Below are 23,198 nucleotides of genomic sequence, written 5' to 3'. Positions count from 1 at the left end.
ACATTACTCCTGATCTGGGTTTCGTAAGTAGTAGCCAACACCCCGACGTGTCACAATCCAGGCTGGACGACTAGGATTATCTTCAACTTTTTCCCTCAATCGGCGAACGGTAACATCAACGGTTCTGACATCACCAAAATAGTCATAACCCCAAACCGTTTGTAACAAATGTTCACGCGTCATCACTTGGCCAATATTTTTGGCTAAGTAATGCAGGAGTTCAAATTCCCGGTGCGTCAGTTCAATGGGTTCGCCGCGCTTGGTCACTTGATAAGCATCAGGGTGGATCGCGAGCGCACCCACAACAATATCTTTTGTGTCATTTTCATGATCATCTTCATTATGGTGCCTGCGCAAATTGGCTTTGACCCGGGCAACAACTTCACGGTTACTGAATGGTTTGGTGACATAGTCATCAGCACCAAGTTCTAATCCTAATACCTTGTCGATCTCGGAATCCTTGGCCGTTAACATAATGACCGGCATGCTATATTTTTTTCGAATTTCCCGGCAAACTTCCATACCGTCTTTTTGTGGTAACATCACATCAAGCAGTATTAGATCAGGTCGTTCCTCTTCCACCTTTTGAATAGCTTCATTTCCGTCATACGCACATATGACGTCATAGCCTTCCTTTTCTAAGTTAAATTCGAGTATATCTGCAATGGGTTGTTCATCATCTACAACAAGAATTTTCTGTTCCACGAGATGATCCCTCCAATTTTAATACATGTCATTCCTCTATTCTATCATACGCATCCTATTAAATGAATTTAACACCCGCAAATATAAAAACATTTACATAAATAGTTCTTGCTCCCAATAAAAAATCCTTCTATATCGTGTGAGTTACAAAGAAAAACCTCTAGAAAAATCTAGAGGTTAACGGTGAACGTAATCAAGTGGATTTTGAGTACTGCCATTTTTGATGACTTCAAAGTGTAAATGGGTTCCTGTTGAATCACCGGATGTACCCATATTAGCTATCGATTGCCCCTTCTTAACCGTTTGTCCGGTGTGAACATCAATGTCTGATAAATGATTGTAGGTTGTCCGGAAGCCGTTATTATGGTCAATCACAATGCGTTTGCCATAACCTCCGCTATTGTATCCAGCCGATACAACCTCACCATTATCAGCAGCTAAAATCGAGGTTCCCATTGTGCCATCGATATCAATCCCTTTATGAAAACTTCCCCACCTTTTACCATAGCCACTCGTGATGGGGCCACCATGAGTCGGCCATCGGAAGTTCCCTGTACCACGTGACGCAATCACTTTTGTACCTTTTTCTATAATCTTCTTACGCGGCTTGGATATTACATCTTTGTTAACAGTTTTCCGTTGAACCGTTTGACCATTAACGACTTTTAATTGATAACGTACTTTTTGTTTGCCTTCTTTACCCGTTTGGACAACTTTTTCTTTCCCTTTATACATATTATCGTTTTGACGAGTCTCTGTTTTATAATCAATTGTTTCTTCTTTCGTTACCTTCTTTTTAAACGTAACGTTAACAAAAGGTTTAGGTTTCTTTACCGTGACTTTGTCACCGATATGTATGAGTTTATTCTCTTGTAATTTTGGATTCAGTTTAAGTAATTCATTAAGACTCAAGTCAAATTTATGAGAAATATCGACTAAAACATCTCCCTCTTTGACCTTATAAGTCGCTTTGGTTAAGTTTCCTTCTAATAAATAGTCGAAGGCTTGATCCGTATCTTTGATCTGTTTAATAGACGCCCGTCCCGATACGGCCTTTAACGGCTGCGAAAACTCAAGTTTTAACAGTTCCGTTCCATCTTCCAATTTAGTTTGACCCTTTTCATGTGCTTTAAGCAATGGCTCAGAGACAAAATGCTTTTTATACTTCTTAACAAGTTCTTTCGCCTTCTTTTCTGATTGAACATAGACAACTTTATCCTCACCAACCTGAACAGCACCGACATCAGCTTTAATGGTGACTTTGTTTTTGAATTGACGAAAAACTTGTTTGTTGTTGGTTTCTGCTTGAAATACTTTTTCCGGAACCAAACTCAATTTTCTTCCAGTTGTAAAATCATATTGTTGATGTTTCTTTTCAGCCTGCTTCACTTTCTTATCTATAAAACTTTTAATTAATTCAGGATTATCCATCGTTCCAATTGATTCATTGCCTAAGTAAACATGATAAACCGTATGTATATCATTATCTTTAGCAAAACTTGTCTGTACGGGAGCAAAAGCAAGAGCAGTTAAAGCAACTGCGCCCAAAGTCCATTTCGCTATCAACTTCTTAATATCATCCGTCTTCCCCATCATCCAATCCTCCCAGAACCTAAGTAGGTCCAAAGCATCATTAACCTTGCCTTTAACAATCTAGCAGTCATGGATTCTTGAAGCAAGACGATTCGACAATTTGTAACACAGATGTAGTATTATCGTAAATATGTCATAAAAAAGGCAACTCCCTAAAGGGCGATCAGTTTTGAGGAACACAAAATTGACGCACTTTGAGTGCGTCAATAATGGATGGCTCGAGACGGAATCGAACCGCCGACACGAGGATTTTCAGTCCACTGCTCTACCGACTGAGCTATCGAGCCATGATATAAGGCTAACCTTGAGTTTATTTATTTTTATCCTTATGGAGGTTCGGAATACAAAAACCGTATTCCTCAATGCTGCCTATTCACGAAGTATCGCTGTATAAAAACTGTCCTTTCCTCTACTAGTATTGCTTCGTAGCGGGCTGCGTCAGGACAACTCGTAGAATATTCGATGGAAGTAACTTAAAAAATTCGGAATACAAAAACCGTATTCCTCAACGTTGCCTATTCACGAAGTATCGCTGAGTGCTCTACCGACTGAGCTATCGAGCCAGACAATTTTGATAGATCTGCGTTAATTTATGTAAATGGCGGGTCTGACGGGAATCGAACCCGCGATCTCCTGCGTGACAGGCAGGCATGTTAACCGCTACACCACAGACCCCTATGTATTTAATAGTTATGGTTGCGGGGGCAGGATTCGAACCTGCGACCTTCGGGTTATGAGCCCGACGAGCTACCGAACTGCTCCACCCCGCGTCGTTTTAAAGATTACAGATGGTGTTGTGTCTCAGAAGTCGTTATTATTTTAACAGCGACGATAAATATCGTACCATTAACTATAAAACTTTGCAAGGTATTCATTCAAATTTTAATCTAGACCTTTATCATTCGTTATTCGAAAATGATCCTAACTGTTCGAAATTGTCCCTTAAGTGCCTCCTATTAAATGCGGCTGCCCAAACTTTTGAGCAGCCGTATGTCAATAGTCTACTCGGCGAACACACCGCGAACAAGATTGGTTTGCGAGCGATCTGGACCAACGGAAAAGAGGGATAATGGAATTTTTGTTAGTTGAGATATACGCTCGACATAGTGCCTTGCATTTTCCGGGAGTTCTGACAACGAACGCGCATTGGTAATGTCCTCATGCCAGCCGGGCAATTCCTCATATATAGGCTCACATTCGCTCAACACATTCAAGCTTGCGGGATATTCCTCAATCCGCTTGCCCTTGTAATCATAAGCCACGCAAATTTTGACGGTATCGAGCCCTGTCAAAACATCAATACTATTTAATGATAGATCAGTAATGCCACTGACACGTCTCGCATGTCCAACAACCACACTGTCAAACCAACCGACTCGGCGCGGCCGCCCCGTTGTCGTTCCATACTCCTTACCAACTTCCCGAATTTGGTCTGCTATCTCGCCATCCAATTCAGTTGGAAACGGTCCGTCTCCAACCCGGGTTGTATAAGCTTTCGCAACACCGACGACATGTTTAATTTTTGATGGACCAACACCCGAACCAATGGTAACACCGCCAGCAACCGGGTTGGACGATGTTACAAACGGATACGTGCCTTGATCAATATCAAGCATCACGCCCTGCGCCCCTTCAAACAATACACGTTTCCCTTGATCAAGTGCTTCATTCAATACAACAGATGTATCACAAACATAGCGTCGAAGAGCGTCAGCATAAGCCATGTATTCATCATAAATGGCTTCGAGATCAAAGCCATTCTCTTCATACATTTTTTCTAAAAGACGGTTTTTTTGCTGCAAATTATATTGAAGTTTTTCTTTAAAGGTTTCCGGTTCCATTAAATCGGCCATCCGTATCCCCACGCGTGCAGCTTTATCCATATAGGCAGGGCCAATGCCTTTACCTGTTGTCCCAATCTTGTTATTCCCTTTACTCACTTCATCAAGGCCATCCAATTTGATATGGTAAGGCAAAATAATTTGAGCGCGATTACTAATCCGCAAATTATCGGTTCGGACTCCCTGATTATGTAAATATTCCAACTCTTTGACTAGGGATGCTGGATTAACGACCATACCGTTGCCAATAACACATTTTTTATCGTCAAAAAAGATCCCGGAAGGAATTAAATGGAGTGAATATTTCTTACCGTTAAAAACGATAGTGTGTCCGGCGTTGTCGCCACCTTGATATCGCGCAACGACCTCCGCTGTTTCCGAAAGATAATCCGTTACTTTACCTTTCCCTTCATCGCCCCACTGTGTTCCCACAACCACAACTGAAGACATGAGAGCCCTCCTAAAAGTTCCTAATTTATTTATGATGCATTTATTTTAGCAATAGATCAAGGTATACGTCAATCAACTACCGAACATTTAAAATATCATTATATTTTATGTTCGTATTTTACTATTAAGCTCTATTTCTCTATAAAAAAACTGCCGACGATATTGTCGGCAGTTTCATAGTCTATGCACCCGGAGGTATTTGGCTTTCATCATGTTTTCGATCTAAATTAACAAACTTATTATATTCCTTTACAAATGCTAACTCAACGTTTCCTACAGGACCGTTTCTTTGTTTACCGATAATAATCTCGATAATATTTTGTTTTTCACTTTCCTGATCATAATAATCATCACGGTAAAGGAATGAAACAATGTCAGCATCTTGTTCAATACTTCCGGATTCACGCAAATCGGACATCATCGGCCGCTTGTCCTGACGTGACTCAACGCCACGAGACAGTTGAGACAATGCAATGACTGGAACATTAAACTCTCTAGCAATCGCTTTTAACGTCCGGGAAATCTCCGAAACCTCTTGCTGACGATTTTCCGATTGGCCGGATGAATTGCCACGAATAAGCTGCATGTAATCAATAAGGATCATGCCTACGCCTTTCTCTTGCTGCAGCCTCCGACATTTAGCCCGGATATCATTCACCCGAATACCTGGGGTGTCATCAATATAGATCCCCGCATTTGATAAACTCCCCATAGCCATCGCTAATTTCTGCCAATCATCTTCTTCTAATTTACCCGTTCGGAGGCGCTGAGCGTCAATATTGCCTTCCGCACACAGCATCCGCATCACTAATTGTTGCGCCCCCATTTCCAAACTAAAAATCGCCACATTCTCGTCATTCTTTGTCGCAACGTTCTGAGCGATATTTAAGGCAAAAGCCGTTTTACCAACAGAGGGACGGGCCGCTACAATGATAAGATCACTCTTTTGGAAACCAGCGGTCATATGATCCAGTTCAACAAATCCCGTTGGTATACCGGTAATCTCACCTTGACGATTTTGCAGCATTTCAATATTATCATACGTCTCAACCAATACATCTTTAATTGATTGAAATTCGGATGTGCGTTTTCTTTGCGATACATCAAGTATGGTGCGTTCGGCATCATCCAAAACCATTTCCACGTCATCATTGCGCGTGTACCCATCCGAAACAATACTCGTCGCCGTCCGGATCAATCGCCGTAGCAACGATTTTTCCTCAACAATTTTACTATAATACTCAATGTTGGCTGCGGTTGGTGATGAATCCGCTAACTCACTGATATAATCAAGTCCGCCAACTTCAGTTAAGTTATTTTGATTCTGCAGCTCTGAAGTTACAGTAATCACATCAACCGGCTCGTCTCGCTCTGATAAGTCAAGCATAACCGCATAAATACGCTGATGAGACGTCCGGTAAAAGTCCTCAGCCGCCAAATGCTCAGATGCTGTTATCATCGCTGAGGGTTCCAAAAAAATAGCACCTAGCACCGCTTGCTCAGCTTCAATATTCTGTGGTGGCGTCCGGTCAGCAAACAAATCACTCATGTTTTTCACTCCTGATTTTATTGTTCACTCACATGAACCTCCATAGTTGCGGTCACTTTCGGATGTAATTTAACAGGGATATTTGTATAACCTAACTGTCGTATCGGTTCACCAAGTTCAATTTTACGTTTATCAATTTTGATATCATAGCTTTTAAGCTCTTGCGCAATTTGCTTGCTCGTCACTGAGCCAAACAAACGACCGCCTTCGCCTGCCTTAGCTTTCAATTCTATCGTCATATCTTCAAGTCGTTCTTTTAAAGCCTTGGCTTCATCAACTTCCGCTTGAGCTTGTTCAGCTTCTTTTTGCTTTTGCTTTTCTAATTGTTTTAGATTATTTTTTGTCGCTTCAACAGCCAGGTTTTTCTTCAGCAAAAAGTTACGCGCATAGCCCTCAGACACATCTTTTGTTTCGCCCTTACTTCCTTTTCCTTTAACATCTTGTAAGAAAATAACTTTCATTCTGATTCTCCTCCCTCATCAAGGTAATCATCTATAGCCGACTTTAATTGATTTTCTGCATCCTCAAGCGTTAAATCCTCATCCAATTGCGTCGCTGCATTAGTCAAATGGCCACCGCCCTCGATGGATTCCATGATCAGCTGAACATTGACCTCACCAAGTGAACGTGCGCTAATACCAATGAGCCCGTCAGGACGTCTACATATTACAAACGATGCCTTGATACCTTCCATCGATAAGAGCGTATCAGCGGCTTGGGCAATAATCACTTGATCCAACCGGTCATCTTTGTTACCTATGGCAATGCCCATATGCCCTTGATATAACTCAGTTGTTTGAATCAACTTTGCCCGCCTGTTATAACGCTCCAAATCTTCTCGTAAAAGTTTTTGAACTAATATAGTGTCGGCCCCGTGCGCTCGTAAGTAAGAGGCCGCATCAAAAGTACGGGACCCCGTTCTTAATGTAAAGTTTTTCGTATCAACCGTTATGCCGGCTAGCAACGCCGTCGCTTCAACCATATCGAGTTTGAAATTCTTAGACTGATACTCAAGGAGCTCAGTTACTAACTCTGCTGTTGATGACGCATAGGGTTCCATGTAAACCAGGACGGGGTCCTTAACAAACTCCTCACCACGCCTATGATGATCAATGACAACGATGCGTTCAGTTTTATTCAGTAACCGGTGTTCCATCGTCATCGATGGTTTATGCGTATCAACAACAACAACCAATGTTTTTCGGGTCACTTGCTCAACAGCATCATCAGCAGATATAAATTTTGACCACAAATGGCCATGTTCTTTTATTTTATCAACTAAACGGATGACTCCGGAACCGTAATTTTCTGGTTCCACAACCACATTTGCATGCTTGTTATTGGCTTGAGCAATTTTCATGATTCCAATACAAGCACCAAGGGCATCCATATCTGGTTGTTTGTGGCCCATAATGAGAACCTGATCACTTTCTTCAATTAATTGAGTCAATGCTTGGGAAATCACCCTTGCCCGGACACGCGTTCGCTTTTCAACTGGGTTGGACTTCCCGCCATAAAACTTTACTTTACCCGAAGGTTGCTTGATCGCAACTTGGTCACCACCTCGACCAAGTGCCAAGTCTAACGATGATTGCGCCATCTGACCAAGTTCAGTCAACTCTGTTTCACCACAGCCAACCCCTATACTAAGTGTTAAAGGGATGTTATTATCTGCCGTTGCTTCCCGCACTTGATCTAAGATATCAAAACGGCTTTTTTCGAGTTCGACTAAATCATCGTGATTGAATACAGCAAAGAAACGCTCAGCCGATATTCGTTTAAGGTAAATGCCGTAGTCTGTTCCCCATTGCTTAATGCGATTCGTTACCTCGTTATTTAACCGGCTTTTCTCTTGATCCTCCATACTTTGCGTCAATTCATCATAATTATCTAAAGCGATCAGACCAAAAACCGTCTTCTCAGCATCATATTGGTTTTGCAAATTGACCAAATCAGTAACTTCAAACAAGTAGATAAGACGTTCCTCAGGTCTTAAAGTCACTTTATATTTATGTTTCTTAATATCAATGATTGCTTTATCGCTTTCCCCCGTTATAATAGGAACTAAATCCTCTGAAACCATATTGAGCGATTGCGAAAGAAGAGAATCATTGTCAGTCAATGTCCCCATGTAATGATTCATCCACTCAATGTTATGTGCTTCATTGTAGAGAATAATCCCTATTGGCATCTCTAACAGTGCCTCATCACCGACTTTTTTCACCCTATGTGATAGCGTTTGTATATATTTTTCTAGATGACGACGAAAATGGCGTTCCGACCAGCTGACAGCTATCGCTATTAAAATGAAAACAACGACACCAGCAATGCCTAACAGCCAGTGAAAGAAAAAAGATGAAAAAATAAATGCTAAAAGTAAAACACAGGGGATTACAAGATGATAACCCCGCCAGCGATCATGTTTTAATTGGTCGGACATGTCACTTACCACCAATCATTTGTTCTTATTTATTCGTTTCCTTAGATCGAATCCTAAATCAATTATACCTAATAACACCATAATATAAAGAACAGCCTGCGAAATCAAAGCCAAAACAATGGCCAAGATAGGAATCAGACGCCCCACATTTTTAGCATGAGATAGGTAGAAGACAAAAGCCACTCCTTGAATAATTAAAACATAGAAGAGCAATAACAATGTATTAATGATAATTAAGTATAACACGGATCCTTCATCAGGTTTGAATAGAATCATAATAAGAAGGACAACCATAAAAAGGTAGACCAAACTTCTAGGAAACACCCAATCCCTGAATGGCGGCCACTTTGGAAACGGTATCCCCAATTTACGTAGAACAGGCGTGTTAACCAGTAAGACAATGACTGTCATAATAATACCCGTTCCCACTAATAATAGCGGTGCTAAATTCTTAAAATGTTCAGCCTGTTCTTTGTATTCGTCCACCATCTGCGTCATTTCTTCCGATGAATAAATATCCGCAACGGTATTCATACTGTTCTTAAACATTTCTATGGAGTCATAGATGAAATTGGTATCAAAGATAATAATGGACAATCCGTAATAGAAGACCATCATGAAAACGCCAGCTAAGCTTCCAATGACTAAAATTTGCAAAGCTGTCTTTTCTCGATATATAAGCATGCCAATGACATATCCTAAGGCAGCACCAGAAAGAGCCAGCATAGCTAAAACCAATCCTGACATTACCATTGAGACGGCAATAGCAACGACCATAACCATGAATCCAGGCTTAGGTCCCCTTTTTGACGTGAAATAAATCAGCGGCAATGGTAAAAACCATACGCCTATGATACCTAATACCGGGATAAACCCAGTCACTAATAATAGGACGACGAAAATCGAAGCAGTTATTGCCCCTTCCGTCAGAATCGTTGATTGCCTCATTTTATAGCACCCCTATAAACCTGTCTCACTCAATTTTACTTTCTATCTCTCTATTCTACAACCAATGCCGACAATTAAAAATCATAAAGGGACAACGAAGTCTGTCTTAGCTTATTCTAGTCTAACAAGGATGAGTTTAAACGGTTATACCATCTGCGGTTATATTAGATTAAAACATAGAACCAGTTTTGCCGATAAAGATGTAGTAGGTTTTTAACAACCATTCTAAATTAGAAGGAGGCTACCTAATTGGCCAATGATATTGGAATGATCAAAATGATTGAATTATATATGGCTGAGCTTTCAATCGCGCTTCCTGCTGAAACGGTTTTGGAAATCATTGAGCCGAAGCAGACGCAACCATTACCAAAAACACCTCCAGCCATTGAAGGTGTATTTCACTTACGAGGTGAAGTATATGCATTAATTGACCTATACCTTATAGCAAGCGGTCAACCTCTAAGTGCAAACACAGGGAAATATATTATAATCAACCCACCGACAACATCTACTTATGCCCTTCATGTCAGCGGCGTTAGCCGGATGTTAGAATCGACTAGTATGCCGTTACAAGAATCAGTTGCAACCAACCTATCAAATATAGAGTCAATGGCCGATGGTGTCATCCAAGCCGACAATGCATCATTGCTCTTATTAAATCCTGATCATCTCTTTAATGCTATTAGGAACCAGCCTTCTTAAGACTGGTTCCTGACGATCAATGTTGCGCTACGGAAACCTAATAAAAAGCAACAGGGGAATCCCTGCTGCTTTTTATTTTGCATCTATTATTCGCTTGCGTATGGCAACAATGCCACTTGGCGTGCACGTTTAATTGCACGAGTCAGTTGGCGTTGGTATTTTGCACTTGTGCCTGTGACACGACGAGGCAAAATTTTTCCGCGATCGGAAACGAACCGTTTTAACAAGTCAACATCTTTATAGTCAATATACTTAATGTTGTTGACAGTAAAATAACACACCTTTTTACGCTTGCGTCTTCTTGCCATGGGGACTCCCTCCTTTTTCATTTATTTAAGGTCCGTATCTAAAATGGTAAATCATCATCTGTTATATCAATGGGTTTGCCATCATCAGCAAACGGATCACTATCGGACGGACGATTATTGCTGGTTTGATTCTGTTGATAGTTCGTTTGGTTATTCGGATTTGGACTTCCGAAGTTATTATTCATACCTGCCGACTGACCCTTAGAGCCTTTGGGTTCAAGAAATTGAACACTGTCGCCTACGACTTCTGTCATAAAGACTCGACGACCTTCATTATTATCAAAACTTCTTGTTTGCAGGCGACCATCAATACCGACCAAGCTTCCTTTACCAACAAAGTTAGCTGTATTTTCAGCTTGTCTACGCCAAACGACAATTTGAATAAAATCAGCTTCGCGCTCACCTTGTTGGTTTGTAAACGGGCGGTTCACAGCCAGAGTAAAATTGGCAACAGCAACGCCACTTGGCGTATAACGGAGTTCCGGGTCTTTTGTCAGACGGCCAACCAAAACAACTCGATTTATCATCAGAATCTCCCCTAAATATTAGTCTTCGCGTTCGTCTCTGATGACCATAAAACGAATGATATCATCATTGATCTTGACGCGACGATCAAATTCGTTAATGGCTTCTTCACCGGCGTTAACATATAAAACAACATAAACACCATTATGATAACCTTTAATCTCATAAGCAAGACGACGTTTGCCCATGGATTCAACTTCACGGATTTCCGCACCGTTATCCGTTAAAATTTGCTTGGCGTTTTCTTTCGTTGCATTTTCTTGTTCTTCATCCAAGTCAGGACGAAGAATATACATGATTTCGTATTTACGCACGTATGTCACCTCCCTTTGGTCTGAGCGGCCCCTTAAAGGAGCAGAGAGTGCTACTATCACTCACAGAAACGTATTATAGCATAGGAAGCCATACTTGCGCAACGAACAAACTAATGAAAACCTTGAACTAACTTTATGTTAGAACAAATGTTCGATTAAGTCAAGTGAAAAATCGGTCTAGTGAATATTCATTCGCTAAGACCGATTTAAACCAATACCTGGTTTATACATTAAACCGAAAGTGCATGACATCGCCATCCTGAACGACATAATCTTTACCTTCCAAACGAAGCTTACCATTTTCCTTAGATTGATTCATCGAACCCGCTTCCATCAAATTAGTGAAAGAAACAACTTCGGCCCGAATAAATCCTCTTTCAAAATCCGTATGAATGACACCCGCAGTTTGTGGCGCCTTCATCCCTTGCTTAAACGTCCAAGCTCGTACTTCCTTTTCACTGGCAGTAAAGAAAGTTGCGAGTCCTAGTAAATCATAACTTTCTTCAATCAATTGATCGAGTCCGGATTTGTCAATGTCGAGTTCATCTAAAAAGCTCTGCTTTTCCTCCCCTTCAAGCTCCGCAATTTCTGACTCAATTTTAGCAGAAATAACGACAACTCGTGCGCCATCCTTCTCTGCATAAGCCTTCACATTTTTGACATGTTCATTCTCTTCTCCTGCTGCAATATCCTCTTCGCTGACATTTGCAACATAAAGGATTGGCTTAATCGTCAATAGATTTAGGTGTTTGATCACTTGCTGCTCATCATCCGTTAGTTCTACTTGACGCGCTGGCTGTTCATTTTCAAACGCCTCTTGGAGCTTACTTAGTGCAGCATATTCAGCCATAGCATTTTTATCTTTCTGCTTAGCCATTTTTTCTACTCGAGCCATCCGTTTATTAACCGATTCCAGATCAGCTAAAATCAATTCTAAATTGATGGTTTCAATATCATCGATCGGATCAATTTTTCCTGATACGTGAGTGACATCGCCGTCTTCAAAGCAGCGAACCACATGGGAAATCGCGTCGACCTGACGAATATTAGCTAAAAATTGATTGCCTAGGCCTTCACCTTGACTGGCCCCTTTGACTAACCCTGCTATATCCGTGAACTCAAATGTTGTGGGAATCGTTTCTTTTGGATGGAACATTTCAGTAAGATCTGTTAAGCGATCATCAGGAACATTAACAATCCCAACGTTTGGATCAATTGTACAGAATGGATAATTGGCAGATTCCGCACCTGCCTGTGTAATTGCATTAAATAAAGTTGACTTACCAACGTTAGGTAAACCAACAATTCCGGTTGTTAATGACATCTATCATTGCCTCCCTATTCGTTCGGGCGCCTGCGATAAGGGCTCTTCTTCGTCCATTCCAATTATAGAGACAAGACAAGAAAAAGACAAGCCGGATAGGCTTGCCTAAAAATGTTTCACGTGAAACATTACTGTTCTTCTCCCGTTTCTTCAGCTCGTTCCAGGACTTTTTTAAACTTCTTTCTGAACTGGCTTCTTGGCATCATTACACTATGGCCACAACCGACGCATTTGATCCGAATATCAGCTCCCATTCGGATAATCTGCCATTTATTTTCCCCACACGGATGAGGTTTTTTCATTTCAACAACATCATTCAATTGAAACGTCGGTTTTTGCTCCGACATGATCCATCTCCTCCTTGTCCTGAGACGTTTCCAATTAAAAGGCAGTCTTTTCTTCAAGAAACGATTTTAATTCCAATATTGGCATCCGAACTTGTTCCATAGTATCACGATTACGAACGGTGACCTGCCCATCTTCTTTTGAGTCAAAATCATAAGTGATGCAATACGGTGTCCCGATTTCATCCTGTCGGCGATAGCGTTTGCCAATTGAACCTGATTCATCATAATCAACCATAAAATGCTTAGCCAGTTCTTGATAGACTTCTTGAGCTTCATCCTTCAGTTTTTTTGATAATGGAAAAATAGCCGCTTTATAAGGAGCTAATGCCGGATGAAATTGTAGAACATAACGTGAATCTTTTTCATTTAATTGTTCTTCTTGATAAGCATCAACTAAAAACGCCAAAGTAACCCGGTCAGCTCCAAGGGCTGGCTCAATGACATACGGAATATAACGGTCACCGCTCTCCTGATCAATATATCGCAGATCTTCACCAGAATACGCCATATGCTTGCTTAAATCATAATCTGTTCTAGAGGCAATGCCCCAAAGCTCACCCCAACCGAACGGAAAGTCGTACTCAAAATCCGTTGTTGCATTACTATAATGGGAAAGTTCCTCATCAGAGTGTTCATGTAAACGGATGTTGTTTTCAGTCATACCAAGAGATAGCAGCCACGTACGGCAATATTGTTTCCAATAATGATACCACTCCATCTCCTCCCCTGGTTTGCAGAAAAACTCCAATTCCATTTGCTCAAATTCCCTCGTGCGAAAAGTAAAATTACCTGGCGTAATCTCGTTCCGAAAAGATTTACCGATCTGACCGATACCAAATGGCAGTTTTTTACGCATCGACCTTTGGATACTTTTGAAATTAACAAAAATACCTTGAGCCGTTTCAGGGCGCAAATAAATTTCATCTGAACTCGATTCGGTCACCCCTTGATAGGTCTTGAACATCAAGTTGAATTGGCGAATCGGTGTAAAATCCTCAGCCCCGCATACTGGACATTGAATATGATGATCCTCAATCAACTGCTGCATCTCATCAAACGGTAAGGCATCGACAGCCTGATCGAGATTCTCTTCACCAATTTGATCTTCAATTAACTTATCCGCTCTTTGCCTTGATTTACATTGTTTACAATCCATCAACGGATCATTGAAGTTACCAAGGTGACCCGAAGCTTCCCAAGTTTTTGGATTCATTAGAATACCCGCATCGACCCCCACATTATAGGGTGATTCCTGAACAAACTTTTTCCACCAAGCTTCTTTAATGTTACGCTTCAGTTCAACGCCTAATGGACCATAATCCCATGTATTAGAAAGTCCACCGTAAATTTCTGAACCGGGAAAGATAAATCCCCGTTGTTTTGATAAGTTAACAATTGTCTCCATTGTCACAGTCATATTACTCGCTCCTTTTCTACCCATAATAAAACTCCCGCCCTAGGTCATCAACAACCTAGGGACGGGAGCTATACAGCCTCACGCGGTTCCACCCTATTTGACACGGCTGTCATCCAACCGTATCCCCTTTAGAAAAAAACAGTTCAAGAACGCCTTCCTAGAAGGACTTGATCAGGCTTTCACCATCCCCGAATCGCTATACAAGCATCACTTCAAGTACTACTTTCTCTCATCACTGTTACACGTATAATGTATATTACAAATTATTATAACCCAATCTTCCTGTGGATTCAATTTCTAATGATATTCAATTTTTAATGACCTTTTTGCATTATCGGAAAAATCAACACTGAGGCCAAAAAATAAAGATTTAGCAATCCATATATCGGGTATAGAACAGCCACTAATGTGGAGAATCCAACCATTGTCATCGGAATCATCGTTAATATGAGAATAAGAGCTAATAACCACAATGGCATGTTCACCATTTTTTTAAACCGTGTAATTAACCCAAAGACACCTGATGCCGCTGTTGTATAGATTGCAAACCAAAGCAGTGTCGACATCACAACTGTCATAACATATGGATAGGATTTTAACAAAGCAAACAACGGAATTTCATATAGCATGATCTCATTCGTCACTTGAGTCAGTGAATGATTATATAAGAAGGAAATGATACCTAATGTTAAGCCACTCCCAATACTTGCAATCCACACTTCTCCTTTTGACTTCATGTCACGTCCGATCGCACCCAAAACAGCGACCAATGGTAATATATTTAGCGCTGTGAAAGTGAAAGCCGATGGCCAATTCGCCTGATGATGCCAATCTAACTTCAAGATTTGCCCACCTACATGAGAGAATTTGATTAGAACGCTCACCAGCAATATAATCAATACTGGAATTACAACGGCATTCATCATCACCATACCCTTATTGCCCCATATAAATAGCAATACAAGCATAGAGCTTATGATCCCAATACCAATCCAAAATGGAACACCTAATACAGCTAATGACGCCCCGCCACCCGCAAGCATAATCACCGTTGTAGTATATAAATAGAGGACAATCATGCCATCATATAAAAACGTTAATTTTTCACCTAAGAGCATCTTCAAGATAGGTATGTAGTGATAGGTTTTGTATTCAAAACTAATATTCAGAATGACAAACGTTGAAAGAATAAATAAAGCTGTAAACAATACAATCGCCAATTCACTTTCTTGTCCAAAAAATTGCCATAATTCACGCCCAGAAGCATACCCTGCACCAATCATTGTACCGATGATCAAAAACATCCACTTGATTCCCGATAACCACATCTATTTAGGTCCCCTCCAATTTTCTTACCGTCTTTTAATGTATAGATCAGTGAAAATATCCGTATACTAATAGTATTATTATTGAGGAGAGTCACCTATGAATCTAAAAGACAAGTTTCGAACATTAAAAAAAGCGGACACCCGAGTTCATTACAAAGATCCCGTCTCGAAGGAACAACTAAGTAAATATATACAAAAAGCCTTATACAACCATAAGGAAGAAAACATTGCCGTTATATGTATCGGAACAGACCGTTCAACAGGTGATGCCTTAGGTCCACTTATAGGGGCAAAATTAAAACAACAGAACTCTCCCCTTTATCACATATACGGAACACTAGACCATCCTGTCCACGCCGTTAATTTACAAGATACGCTTGATGACATTAATAAACATTTAGATCATCCATTTATTATTGGCGTTGACGCATGTCTAGGTCGGTATAATAATGTCGGAACCGTTACTGTCGCCGATGGCCCCGTCAGACCAGGTGCAGGGGTAAAAAAAGAGTTGCCTCCTGTGGGCAACATCCATATTACGGGTATTGTCAATGTCAGTGGCTATATGGAATACTTTGTTCTGCAAAACACACGCCTATCCCTTGTCATGCAAATGTCTCAGCTGATCGCTGAGGGATTGCATGACGCGCTCGTAGAACGCTTCAACAAAGAGGCCCAGCCTACGATTAATGTTCGCTTTTAATATTATAAGTTACCAAATAAATTGAACCGCTACGATACAGGCACAAATCACAATACTTGGTAACAGATTGGCGGTTTTGATATTGGTCAAGTTCATCAGATTTAAGCCAATAGCGAAAATCATGATACCACCTGTCGCCGTCATTTCTGTAATAAAGTTATCTAATAACACTTGAGGAACCCATTGATGAATTTGAGTCGCAAATAGGGCAATTGCTCCTTCATAAATGAATACCGGTACTGCGCTAAAAATAACACCAATACCTAACGTTGTTGCAAATATGATCGAAAAAAATCCATCTAACATCGCTTTAGTTAAGAGGACATCATGGTCTCCTCTTAAACCACCATCTAGTGCCCCTACAATGGCTAATGCGCCCACAACAAACACTAAAGTTGCCGTTACAAAACCTTGGGCAATATTATGATTGCCACCATTCTCTCTTTTTGCACCCACTTTTTGTTCAAGCCATGTTCCAAGACGGTTCAAACCTGCTTCTAAATCTATGCATTCACCGATAGCCCCGCCAAGGGCCAAGCTTCCGATCACAATTAAAAAATTGTCGCTTTTCAATCCCATCTGTAGTCCTAATACAATCACAGCTAAAGCCATGGCATGATTCACCGTTGTTTTAATGTTATCAGGAATTTTAGAAAAACAGGTACCAATGACTGCCCCTAACATAATAGCCAAGGCATTAACGAGGGTTCCTGTAAGTACCATAAACATGACTCCTATCACTTATCTTTTTCTTAAAGACTATTTTCTAAAAGATTATTGCTTTTACACAAAATCTATAAAATGCATCGTCATATACCGCTCCGAAAATACACTACGCGCTCGCTGAGTGACCCGTGAGCCTCCTCATGCCCACACCCGGGGTCCCGGAAAAGCAATTTTTGCTTTTTGGGGTGGATTGATGTGGGTAGGATCAGCGTTGTCACAAGACGTGACGCATTTAGCTGATTATCCTTAGTATGCCCTGCGGAGTCTCACTTTGGCCACTAGTCCCGCAGGAGTCTCCGTGTACTTCCTCCGCTAGTATTGTGCTTAACAACTTCAAAACATTGATTATGTTTAATGAAATCCAAGTCATTGATTGGAGTGAAGGGCCGTCGACTCCGGCGGGAAAAGCAACAGCTGAAGACCCCGCAGGAAGTGGTTTTCTTCCGAGGAGGCTGAAGCGTTGCCCGCGGAAAGCGACTGCCCGGAACGGAAATCAACGGAGCTACCATTTCGTATTTTGGTTCAACCATGAGGTTGAAAGCAACAAAATTTACGAAAACAGCCTTTCTTAAAAAATGAAACCACTATGAGAAGTGGTTTCAACAGGTAAAATATTAAGTATCTAATAGATCTAACACGCGATCAAGATCTTCCTTTGAATAGTATTCAATTTCAATCTTACCTTTATCTTTACTTTTGGCTTGTTTAATATTAACAGACGTCCCAAACCGTTGTCTCAATGTTGATTCCTTTTGTTTCAAATTAGGGTCTAATTGGGGCTTGGCCTTCTTTGTTTCACGTGAAACAGTTTTGTTTAAAGACTGAATCAACTGCTCAAGTTGTCGAACATTCATATTCTCCTTGATCACTTTATCAACAACAGCATTCAATTTACTTTTATTCTTTAGCCCAAGCAACGTGCGAGCATGACCCATTGTTAATTGTCCTTCTGCCACTAGCTTTTGAAGAGGTTGTTGTAAGTGTAATAACCGTAGATGATTAGCTATATGTGGTCGACTTTTACCTAGCTTTTTCGCTAGTTGCTCCTGGGTTAACTCTAGTTCATCCATTAACTTTTGATAGGCATTCGCTTCTTCAACAGGATTCAAATCCTCGCGTTGAAGATTTTCAATCAAGGCGATTTCCATCATTTGTTGGTCGCTTAAAGTCTTGACAATAGCGGGAACGGTTTGAAATTTCGCCTCAAGCGCAGCCCGATACCGTCGTTCACCTGCAACGATATCATAACCTTTAATACTTTTGCGGACGATTAATGGTTGTAATATGCCATGAACTTCAATCGATTCCTTTAATTCCTGAATGGCTTCCTGATCAAAACTTTTTCTCGGCTGATAAGGATTGGGTCGAATGTCTTTCACCACTAGGTCATAAACCGAATCATTGTCTTTATATTCTGTTGCCGGAAAAAACGCACTTATACCTTTTCCCAGCCCTCTATTTGTACTCATCCATCAATCACTTCCTTTGCCAACTCTGTATAGACCTCTGCTCCTCGCGATTTAGGGTCATAAACGATAATCGGTTTGCCGTGACTTGGTGCTTCTCCTAATCGCACATTACGTGGGATCACCGTTTGATAGACTTTATCCTGAAAATATTTTTTAACTTCCTCAATAACTTGAATACCTAAATTCGTACGTGCATCTAACATGGTCAAAAGCACACCTTCAATCTCTAAATGGTGATTGAGATGTTTTTGTACAAGTCTAACGGTATTTAATAGTTGACTTAGACCTTCAAGTGCATAGAATTCGCATTGTACCGGAATCAAAACAGCATTGGCCGCCGTCAGAGCATTAATTGTTAGTAATCCAAGGGATGGGGGACAGTCGATAATTATATAGTCGTACCGGTCAGCGACTTTTTCAATCGCTCGACTTAACCGCACCTCTCGTGAAATCGTCGATACGAGTTCAATTTCTGCTCCAGCCAACTGAATGGTCGATGGTATAAGTTCCAAGTTATCCATAACGGACGGTATAATCACTTGATCTGGATGAGCATCTTCAACTAAAACATTGTAAACGCACTCATCGACATCACCTTTATCAACCCCTACACCACTGGTAGAATTACCTTGTGGGTCAATGTCCACGAGCAAGACTTTATTTCCTAGATGTGCTAGACAAGCACTGAGGTTCACCGCTGTTGTTGTCTTGCCAACGCCGCCCTTTTGATTGGCAATTGCTAAAATCTTTCCCACTTTGTCACCTACCCTTACGACACATCGACAATATTGGACTATAAATCTATTTTACCACGATTTGAATTGATTGTTATACTAGAGATAAAAAAACCTTAAGAATTTACAGCAAGCTTTCACCATAAAATCCCCGTAATTAAAAACAGGTTGACCACCGGCCACCTGCTTAAACATCCGTTATTTATTTTTCGGAATACGAATCGTAAATTGATAATATTCCTCATTATCCTCTTCGGCAGTATCAATGTTGACGCCTGTATCAGAGACCATATCAACGGATTGGCGAATCGTATTAAGGGCGATCCTCATATCCTTGCTTAAAGATACCCGCTTACTACGTTTAGGTTTAGACTTGGGCTTATCGGCCTTTTCTTTTAATTGCTGAACACGATCTTCTGTCTGTTTGACATTCAATTGTTTCTCTAATATTTCCTCTAAGAGTTTTTCCTGGCTTTCAGGGAATGCCTTCAAGCCTATCAAAGCACGAGCATGTCGCTCAGTAATATCCCGATTCAACAAAGCATTTTGGACAGATGTGGGAAGCTTTAATAATCGTAATTTATTAGCGATCGTCGATTGCCCTTTTCCAAGCTTTTCTGCAAGTATTTCCTGTGTTAAGCCATGAAGATCCATTAACTTTGCATAAGCCATGGCTTCTTCGACAGATGTTAACTCTTCTCGCTGTAAATTTTCAATTAAGGCAACAGCAGCTGTTTGCGTATCATCATATTCTTTAATAATTGCTTGAACCTGTTCCCAGCCAAGCTGCTGAACAGCCCGCCAACGTCGCTCGCCGGCAATGATTTCATACTCATCAAAACCCGTTCGTCTAACAACAATCGGTTGAATCATGCCATGTGTTTCAATCGTTTGCGCTAGTTCATCTATCCTATCGTCACTAAACATCGTCCGCGGTTGATATTGGTTAGGGATAATTTGTGCAATCGGAATCTCTTGTATCTGTTCCTGAGACAAATCATCCGTCACTTCTTCATTTTCTCCTTGCCCAAATATTTTGGAAAAAGGATGTTTCACTGACAGTCACCACCCTTAATGATCTCCCCATAAATAGTTTCGACTCAATCAGTCAAAAATCCTGCAAATGTTCCACGTGAAACATTATAACGGATTTTTAATTGGTGTCCCTGGTTTACGAGGATATTTATTAGCTGTCTTTTTCTGCTTGTTAATAATAATGATGTGCCGATGACTTTCTTCGTTTGGCAATAATAGAGGGTGAATATTTTCAACGTGACCCCCTAATAACTGAATGGCTTCATCGGCACCTTTTACTTCCTCCTTAGCGCTCGCCCCTTTTAATGATATAAACTGACCAGCAGGTTTAACAAGAGGGAGACAGTACTCACTAAGGACAGACAGTCTAGCTACAGCACGCGCAGTTACAACATCATATTGTTCCCGGTGATTGGGATGATGAGCAAAGGTTTCCGCCCGATCATGATATAACTCAACACCTTCTAGTCCAAGCTTTTCAACCAAAGTCTCTAAAAAATGAGTACGTTTTTTTAACGAATCCACAATGGACACCCGTAATTCCGGAAATACAATTTTAAGCGGGAGACTGGGAAATCCGGCACCTGCACCCACATCACATAAATGAGCGGATGAAAAAGATGGTTGAAAAAAAGCTGGTGTCATCGAATCATAAAAATGTTTGAGGTAAACCTCTTTTTCATCTGTAATAGCCGTCAAATTCATTTTTTGATTCCATTCAACTAATAAATGAAAATATGTATCAAACTGTTTCAATTGTGTAGGAGAAAGGGAAAGACCCTTCTCCTGTAAAAGATTCACAAAAGTATCCATAATCCGCCTCCCGATTATTCGGCTTTAGCCATTCTGCCCTGCTCAATATAGACCAGAAGAATGGAAACATCACTTGGATTGACACCTGAAACCCGAGAGGCTTGGCCGACAGATAATGGACGAACCTTATCTAATTTTTCTTTGGCTTCTGTTGCCAAACCATTAATTGAATAATAATCAATGTGTTCCGGAATTTTCTTCTTTTCCATACGCTGCATTTTCTCGATATCTTCCATTTGTTTCGTTATATAGCCTTCGTATTTGACTTGAATATCCACCTGTTCCTGAATCACTTCAGGTAGCGACTCTTCTGGTGCGGAAATAAGTGCAATGTCTTGATAATGAATTTCCGGCCGCTTAAGGAAATGAATCGCATTAACAGGTTCTTTTAATCGAGAAGCCCCTTTTTCTTCTAACATCGCCTGCACTTCTTCTGTCGGTTTAACGACAACCGTTTCAAGACGCTCCCTCTCTTGTTGAATCAATTGCTTTTTACGTACAAACCCTTGATAGCGTTCTTCCGAAATGAGTCCAATATCATGACCAAGCTCAGTTAAGCGCAAATCCGCATTATCATGGCGCAAAAGCAATCGATATTCCGCTCTTGATGTTAACAGGCGATAAGGTTCATTAGTGCCTTTAGTTACTAAGTCATCAATTAAAACACCGATATAGGCTTGTGAGCGTTCAAGGACAACAGGCTCTTGGCCAAACACTTTTCGTGCTGCATTAACCCCTGCCATAATACCTTGTGCTGCAGCTTCCTCATATCCGGATGTGCCGTTAATTTGACCAGCCGTAAACAGGCCAGGAATTTTTTTTGTCTCAAGTGATGGCCACAGCTGTGTGGGAACAACCGCATCATACTCAATCGCGTAACCGGCACGCATGATTTTAGCATTTTCCAATCCGGGAACAGTTCTTATCATCTCATGTTGGACATCCTCAGGCATGCTGGTTGACAAGCCTTGAACATAGATTTCATCAGTATGTCGGCCTTCTGGTTCTAGAAATACCTGATGGCGAGGTTTATCGTTAAAACGAACCACCTTGTCTTCAATGGACGGACAATAACGGGGGCCTGTCCCTTTAACTGCACCTGAATACATCGATGAACGGTTAAGATTTTGATCAACAATCTTATGCAGTTCGGGTGTTGTATAGGTGAGCCAACAAGGGATTTGATCAGTGATATATTCCGTTGTTTCATAAGAGAAGGCCCTCGGTTCTTCGTCTCCCGGCTGAATTTCTGTTTGACTGTAATCAATGGAATGACTAATGACTCTAGGTGGTGTCCCAGTCTTAAATCGAACAATATCAAAACCAAGTTCATCTAAATGATGAGCAAGATTAATCGACGACTGCATATTATTTGGACCGCTATCATAGGACAAATCGCCAATGAGCACTTTCCCGCGCAAAAATGTTCCTGTTGTGATAATGACATTCTCTGCACGATACTCAGCCTTCGTTTTTGTAATAACCCCTCTGCACTCACCATCTTCCATAATAAGACGTTCCACCATACCTTGAACCAAAGTTAAGTTATCTTCTTTTTCAAGCGTCCTTTTCATTTCCTGTTGATACAGAACCTTATCCGCTTGAGCACGCAACGCTCTTACGGCCGGTCCTTTTCTAGTATTCAATAGACGCATTTGTATATGAGTTTTATCAATGTTTTTACCCATTTCTCCGCCAAGAGCATCAATTTCCCGGACAACAACTCCTTTTGCCGGACCACCAACAGACGGATTACAAGGCATGAAAGCAATCGAATCCAAGTTCAATGTTAGCATTAAAGTCTTAGCACCCATACGTGCTGAAGCCAGTCCTGCTTCGACGCCAGCGTGACCCGCACCAATGACAATAACGTCGTAATGACCTGCATTAAAATTGGCCATGAGCTCAACCTCCTTAACTATCATTT

General features: G+C 40.9%; 22 protein-coding genes and 3 tRNA genes. 2 read left to right on the top strand and 23 right to left on the bottom strand.

Going from position 1 to position 23,198, the window contains the following annotated elements:
* Positions 1-3: 3 nt before the first annotated feature.
* The 10 genes from yycF to B9Y89_RS06610 form a co-directional block, all read right to left on the bottom strand.
* Positions 4-705 carry a response regulator YycF gene (yycF, locus tag B9Y89_RS06655; RefSeq protein ID WP_085522456.1) on the bottom strand — a complete coding sequence of 234 codons (702 nt, stop codon included), beginning with the start codon at positions 703-705 and terminating at the stop codon, positions 4-6.
* Between the two features lie 177 nt (positions 706-882).
* Positions 883-2,298 carry a M23 family metallopeptidase gene (locus B9Y89_RS06650; protein ID WP_176222132.1) on the bottom strand — a complete coding sequence of 472 codons (1,416 nt, stop codon included), beginning with the start codon at positions 2,296-2,298 and terminating at the stop codon, positions 883-885.
* Positions 2,299-2,512: 214 nt separating this feature from the next.
* A tRNA-Phe gene (locus tag B9Y89_RS06645) sits at positions 2,513-2,585 on the bottom strand.
* Positions 2,586-2,897: 312 nt separating this feature from the next.
* Positions 2,898-2,973: transfer RNA gene (locus tag B9Y89_RS06640), tRNA-Asp, on the bottom strand.
* Between the two features lie 18 nt (positions 2,974-2,991).
* Positions 2,992-3,068, bottom strand: a tRNA-Met gene (locus B9Y89_RS06635).
* Positions 3,069-3,299: 231 nt separating this feature from the next.
* Positions 3,300-4,589: an adenylosuccinate synthase gene (locus tag B9Y89_RS06630; protein ID WP_085522454.1), complete on the bottom strand. Its 1,290-nt coding sequence runs from the start codon at positions 4,587-4,589 to the stop codon at positions 3,300-3,302.
* Between the two features lie 181 nt (positions 4,590-4,770).
* Positions 4,771-6,138, bottom strand: coding sequence for a replicative DNA helicase (gene dnaB, locus B9Y89_RS06625; protein ID WP_085522453.1), 1,368 nt, complete (start codon positions 6,136-6,138; stop codon positions 4,771-4,773).
* 17 nt (positions 6,139-6,155) lie between these two features.
* Entirely contained in the window at positions 6,156-6,599 is a 444-nt protein-coding gene (rplI, locus tag B9Y89_RS06620; protein ID WP_085522452.1) for a 50S ribosomal protein L9, read from the bottom strand.
* Positions 6,596-8,578 carry a DHH family phosphoesterase gene (locus B9Y89_RS06615; RefSeq protein WP_085522451.1) on the bottom strand — a complete coding sequence of 661 codons (1,983 nt, stop codon included), beginning with the start codon at positions 8,576-8,578 and terminating at the stop codon, positions 6,596-6,598. The genes rplI and B9Y89_RS06615 overlap by 4 nt, the downstream gene beginning before the upstream one ends.
* 15 nt (positions 8,579-8,593) lie before the next feature.
* Positions 8,594-9,526, bottom strand: a complete 933-nt coding sequence (locus B9Y89_RS06610; protein ID WP_085522450.1) for a YybS family protein — start codon at positions 9,524-9,526, stop codon at positions 8,594-8,596.
* A 249-nt stretch (positions 9,527-9,775) separates the two neighbouring features.
* On the opposite strand from B9Y89_RS06610, the gene B9Y89_RS06605 reads away from it, so the two are divergent.
* The gene (locus B9Y89_RS06605; RefSeq protein WP_085522449.1) at positions 9,776-10,228 is read left to right on the top strand and encodes a chemotaxis protein CheW; all 453 of its coding nucleotides are present in this window, start codon (positions 9,776-9,778) and stop codon (positions 10,226-10,228) included.
* An 86-nt stretch (positions 10,229-10,314) separates the two neighbouring features.
* Here B9Y89_RS06605 and rpsR read toward each other — a convergent pair whose 3' ends face one another.
* The 7 genes from rpsR to B9Y89_RS06570 all read right to left on the bottom strand — a co-directional run bounded on the left by rpsR (position 10,315) and on the right by B9Y89_RS06570 (position 15,791).
* Complete coding sequence (gene rpsR, locus B9Y89_RS06600) at positions 10,315-10,536, bottom strand: 30S ribosomal protein S18 (RefSeq protein WP_085522448.1); 222 nt, start codon at positions 10,534-10,536, stop codon at positions 10,315-10,317.
* Positions 10,537-10,574: 38 nt separating this feature from the next.
* The gene (gene ssb / locus B9Y89_RS06595) at positions 10,575-11,063 is read right to left on the bottom strand and encodes a single-stranded DNA-binding protein (RefSeq protein WP_085522447.1); all 489 of its coding nucleotides are present in this window, start codon (positions 11,061-11,063) and stop codon (positions 10,575-10,577) included.
* Between the two features lie 18 nt (positions 11,064-11,081).
* Positions 11,082-11,375 (bottom strand): 30S ribosomal protein S6, encoded by a 294-nt coding sequence (gene rpsF, locus B9Y89_RS06590; RefSeq protein ID WP_085522446.1) that lies wholly within the window; start codon positions 11,373-11,375, stop codon positions 11,082-11,084.
* Positions 11,376-11,598: 223 nt separating this feature from the next.
* Positions 11,599-12,699 (bottom strand): redox-regulated ATPase YchF, encoded by a 1,101-nt coding sequence (gene ychF / locus B9Y89_RS06585; protein ID WP_085522445.1) that lies wholly within the window; start codon positions 12,697-12,699, stop codon positions 11,599-11,601.
* Positions 12,700-12,827: 128 nt separating this feature from the next.
* Positions 12,828-13,046 (bottom strand): DUF951 domain-containing protein, encoded by a 219-nt coding sequence (locus B9Y89_RS06580; RefSeq protein ID WP_085522444.1) that lies wholly within the window; start codon positions 13,044-13,046, stop codon positions 12,828-12,830.
* A 34-nt stretch (positions 13,047-13,080) separates the two neighbouring features.
* Positions 13,081-14,463 carry a glycine--tRNA ligase gene (locus B9Y89_RS06575; RefSeq protein ID WP_085522784.1) on the bottom strand — a complete coding sequence of 461 codons (1,383 nt, stop codon included), beginning with the start codon at positions 14,461-14,463 and terminating at the stop codon, positions 13,081-13,083.
* 314 nt (positions 14,464-14,777) lie between these two features.
* A complete protein-coding gene (locus B9Y89_RS06570) occupies positions 14,778-15,791 on the bottom strand; it encodes a YkvI family membrane protein (RefSeq protein WP_085522443.1) in 1,014 nt (337 codons plus the stop codon).
* 97 nt (positions 15,792-15,888) lie between these two features.
* Between B9Y89_RS06570 and yyaC the strand changes: the two genes are divergently transcribed.
* Positions 15,889-16,494 (top strand): spore protease YyaC, encoded by a 606-nt coding sequence (gene yyaC, locus B9Y89_RS06565; RefSeq protein ID WP_085522442.1) that lies wholly within the window; start codon positions 15,889-15,891, stop codon positions 16,492-16,494.
* 9 nt (positions 16,495-16,503) lie between these two features.
* Here yyaC and B9Y89_RS06560 read toward each other — a convergent pair whose 3' ends face one another.
* From B9Y89_RS06560 to mnmG, 6 genes are all read right to left on the bottom strand, one after another.
* Positions 16,504-17,217, bottom strand: coding sequence for a DUF554 domain-containing protein (locus B9Y89_RS06560; RefSeq protein ID WP_085522441.1), 714 nt, complete (start codon positions 17,215-17,217; stop codon positions 16,504-16,506).
* Positions 17,218-17,834: 617 nt separating this feature from the next.
* Positions 17,835-18,689: a ParB/RepB/Spo0J family partition protein gene (locus tag B9Y89_RS06555; RefSeq protein WP_085522440.1), complete on the bottom strand. Its 855-nt coding sequence runs from the start codon at positions 18,687-18,689 to the stop codon at positions 17,835-17,837.
* On the bottom strand, positions 18,686-19,444 hold the full coding sequence (locus B9Y89_RS06550; protein WP_085522439.1) for a ParA family protein: 759 nt from the start codon (positions 19,442-19,444) through the stop codon (positions 18,686-18,688). Before B9Y89_RS06550 ends, B9Y89_RS06555 begins: the two co-directional genes overlap by 4 nt.
* 177 nt (positions 19,445-19,621) lie before the next feature.
* On the bottom strand, positions 19,622-20,479 hold the full coding sequence (noc, locus tag B9Y89_RS06545) for a nucleoid occlusion protein (RefSeq protein WP_085522438.1): 858 nt from the start codon (positions 20,477-20,479) through the stop codon (positions 19,622-19,624).
* Positions 20,480-20,563: 84 nt separating this feature from the next.
* Positions 20,564-21,271 (bottom strand): 16S rRNA (guanine(527)-N(7))-methyltransferase RsmG, encoded by a 708-nt coding sequence (gene rsmG, locus B9Y89_RS06540; RefSeq protein ID WP_085522437.1) that lies wholly within the window; start codon positions 21,269-21,271, stop codon positions 20,564-20,566.
* 14 nt (positions 21,272-21,285) lie between these two features.
* The gene (gene mnmG, locus B9Y89_RS06535; protein WP_085522436.1) at positions 21,286-23,172 is read right to left on the bottom strand and encodes a tRNA uridine-5-carboxymethylaminomethyl(34) synthesis enzyme MnmG; all 1,887 of its coding nucleotides are present in this window, start codon (positions 23,170-23,172) and stop codon (positions 21,286-21,288) included.
* Positions 23,173-23,198: the final 26 nt, after the last annotated feature.

The organism is Tuberibacillus sp. Marseille-P3662 (assembly GCF_900178005.1).
Lineage (GTDB): Bacteria > Bacillota > Bacilli > Bacillales > Sporolactobacillaceae > Marseille-P3662.
Note: the sequence above shows the minus strand (reverse complement) of the source record. Positions and strands in the feature narration are given on the sequence as shown.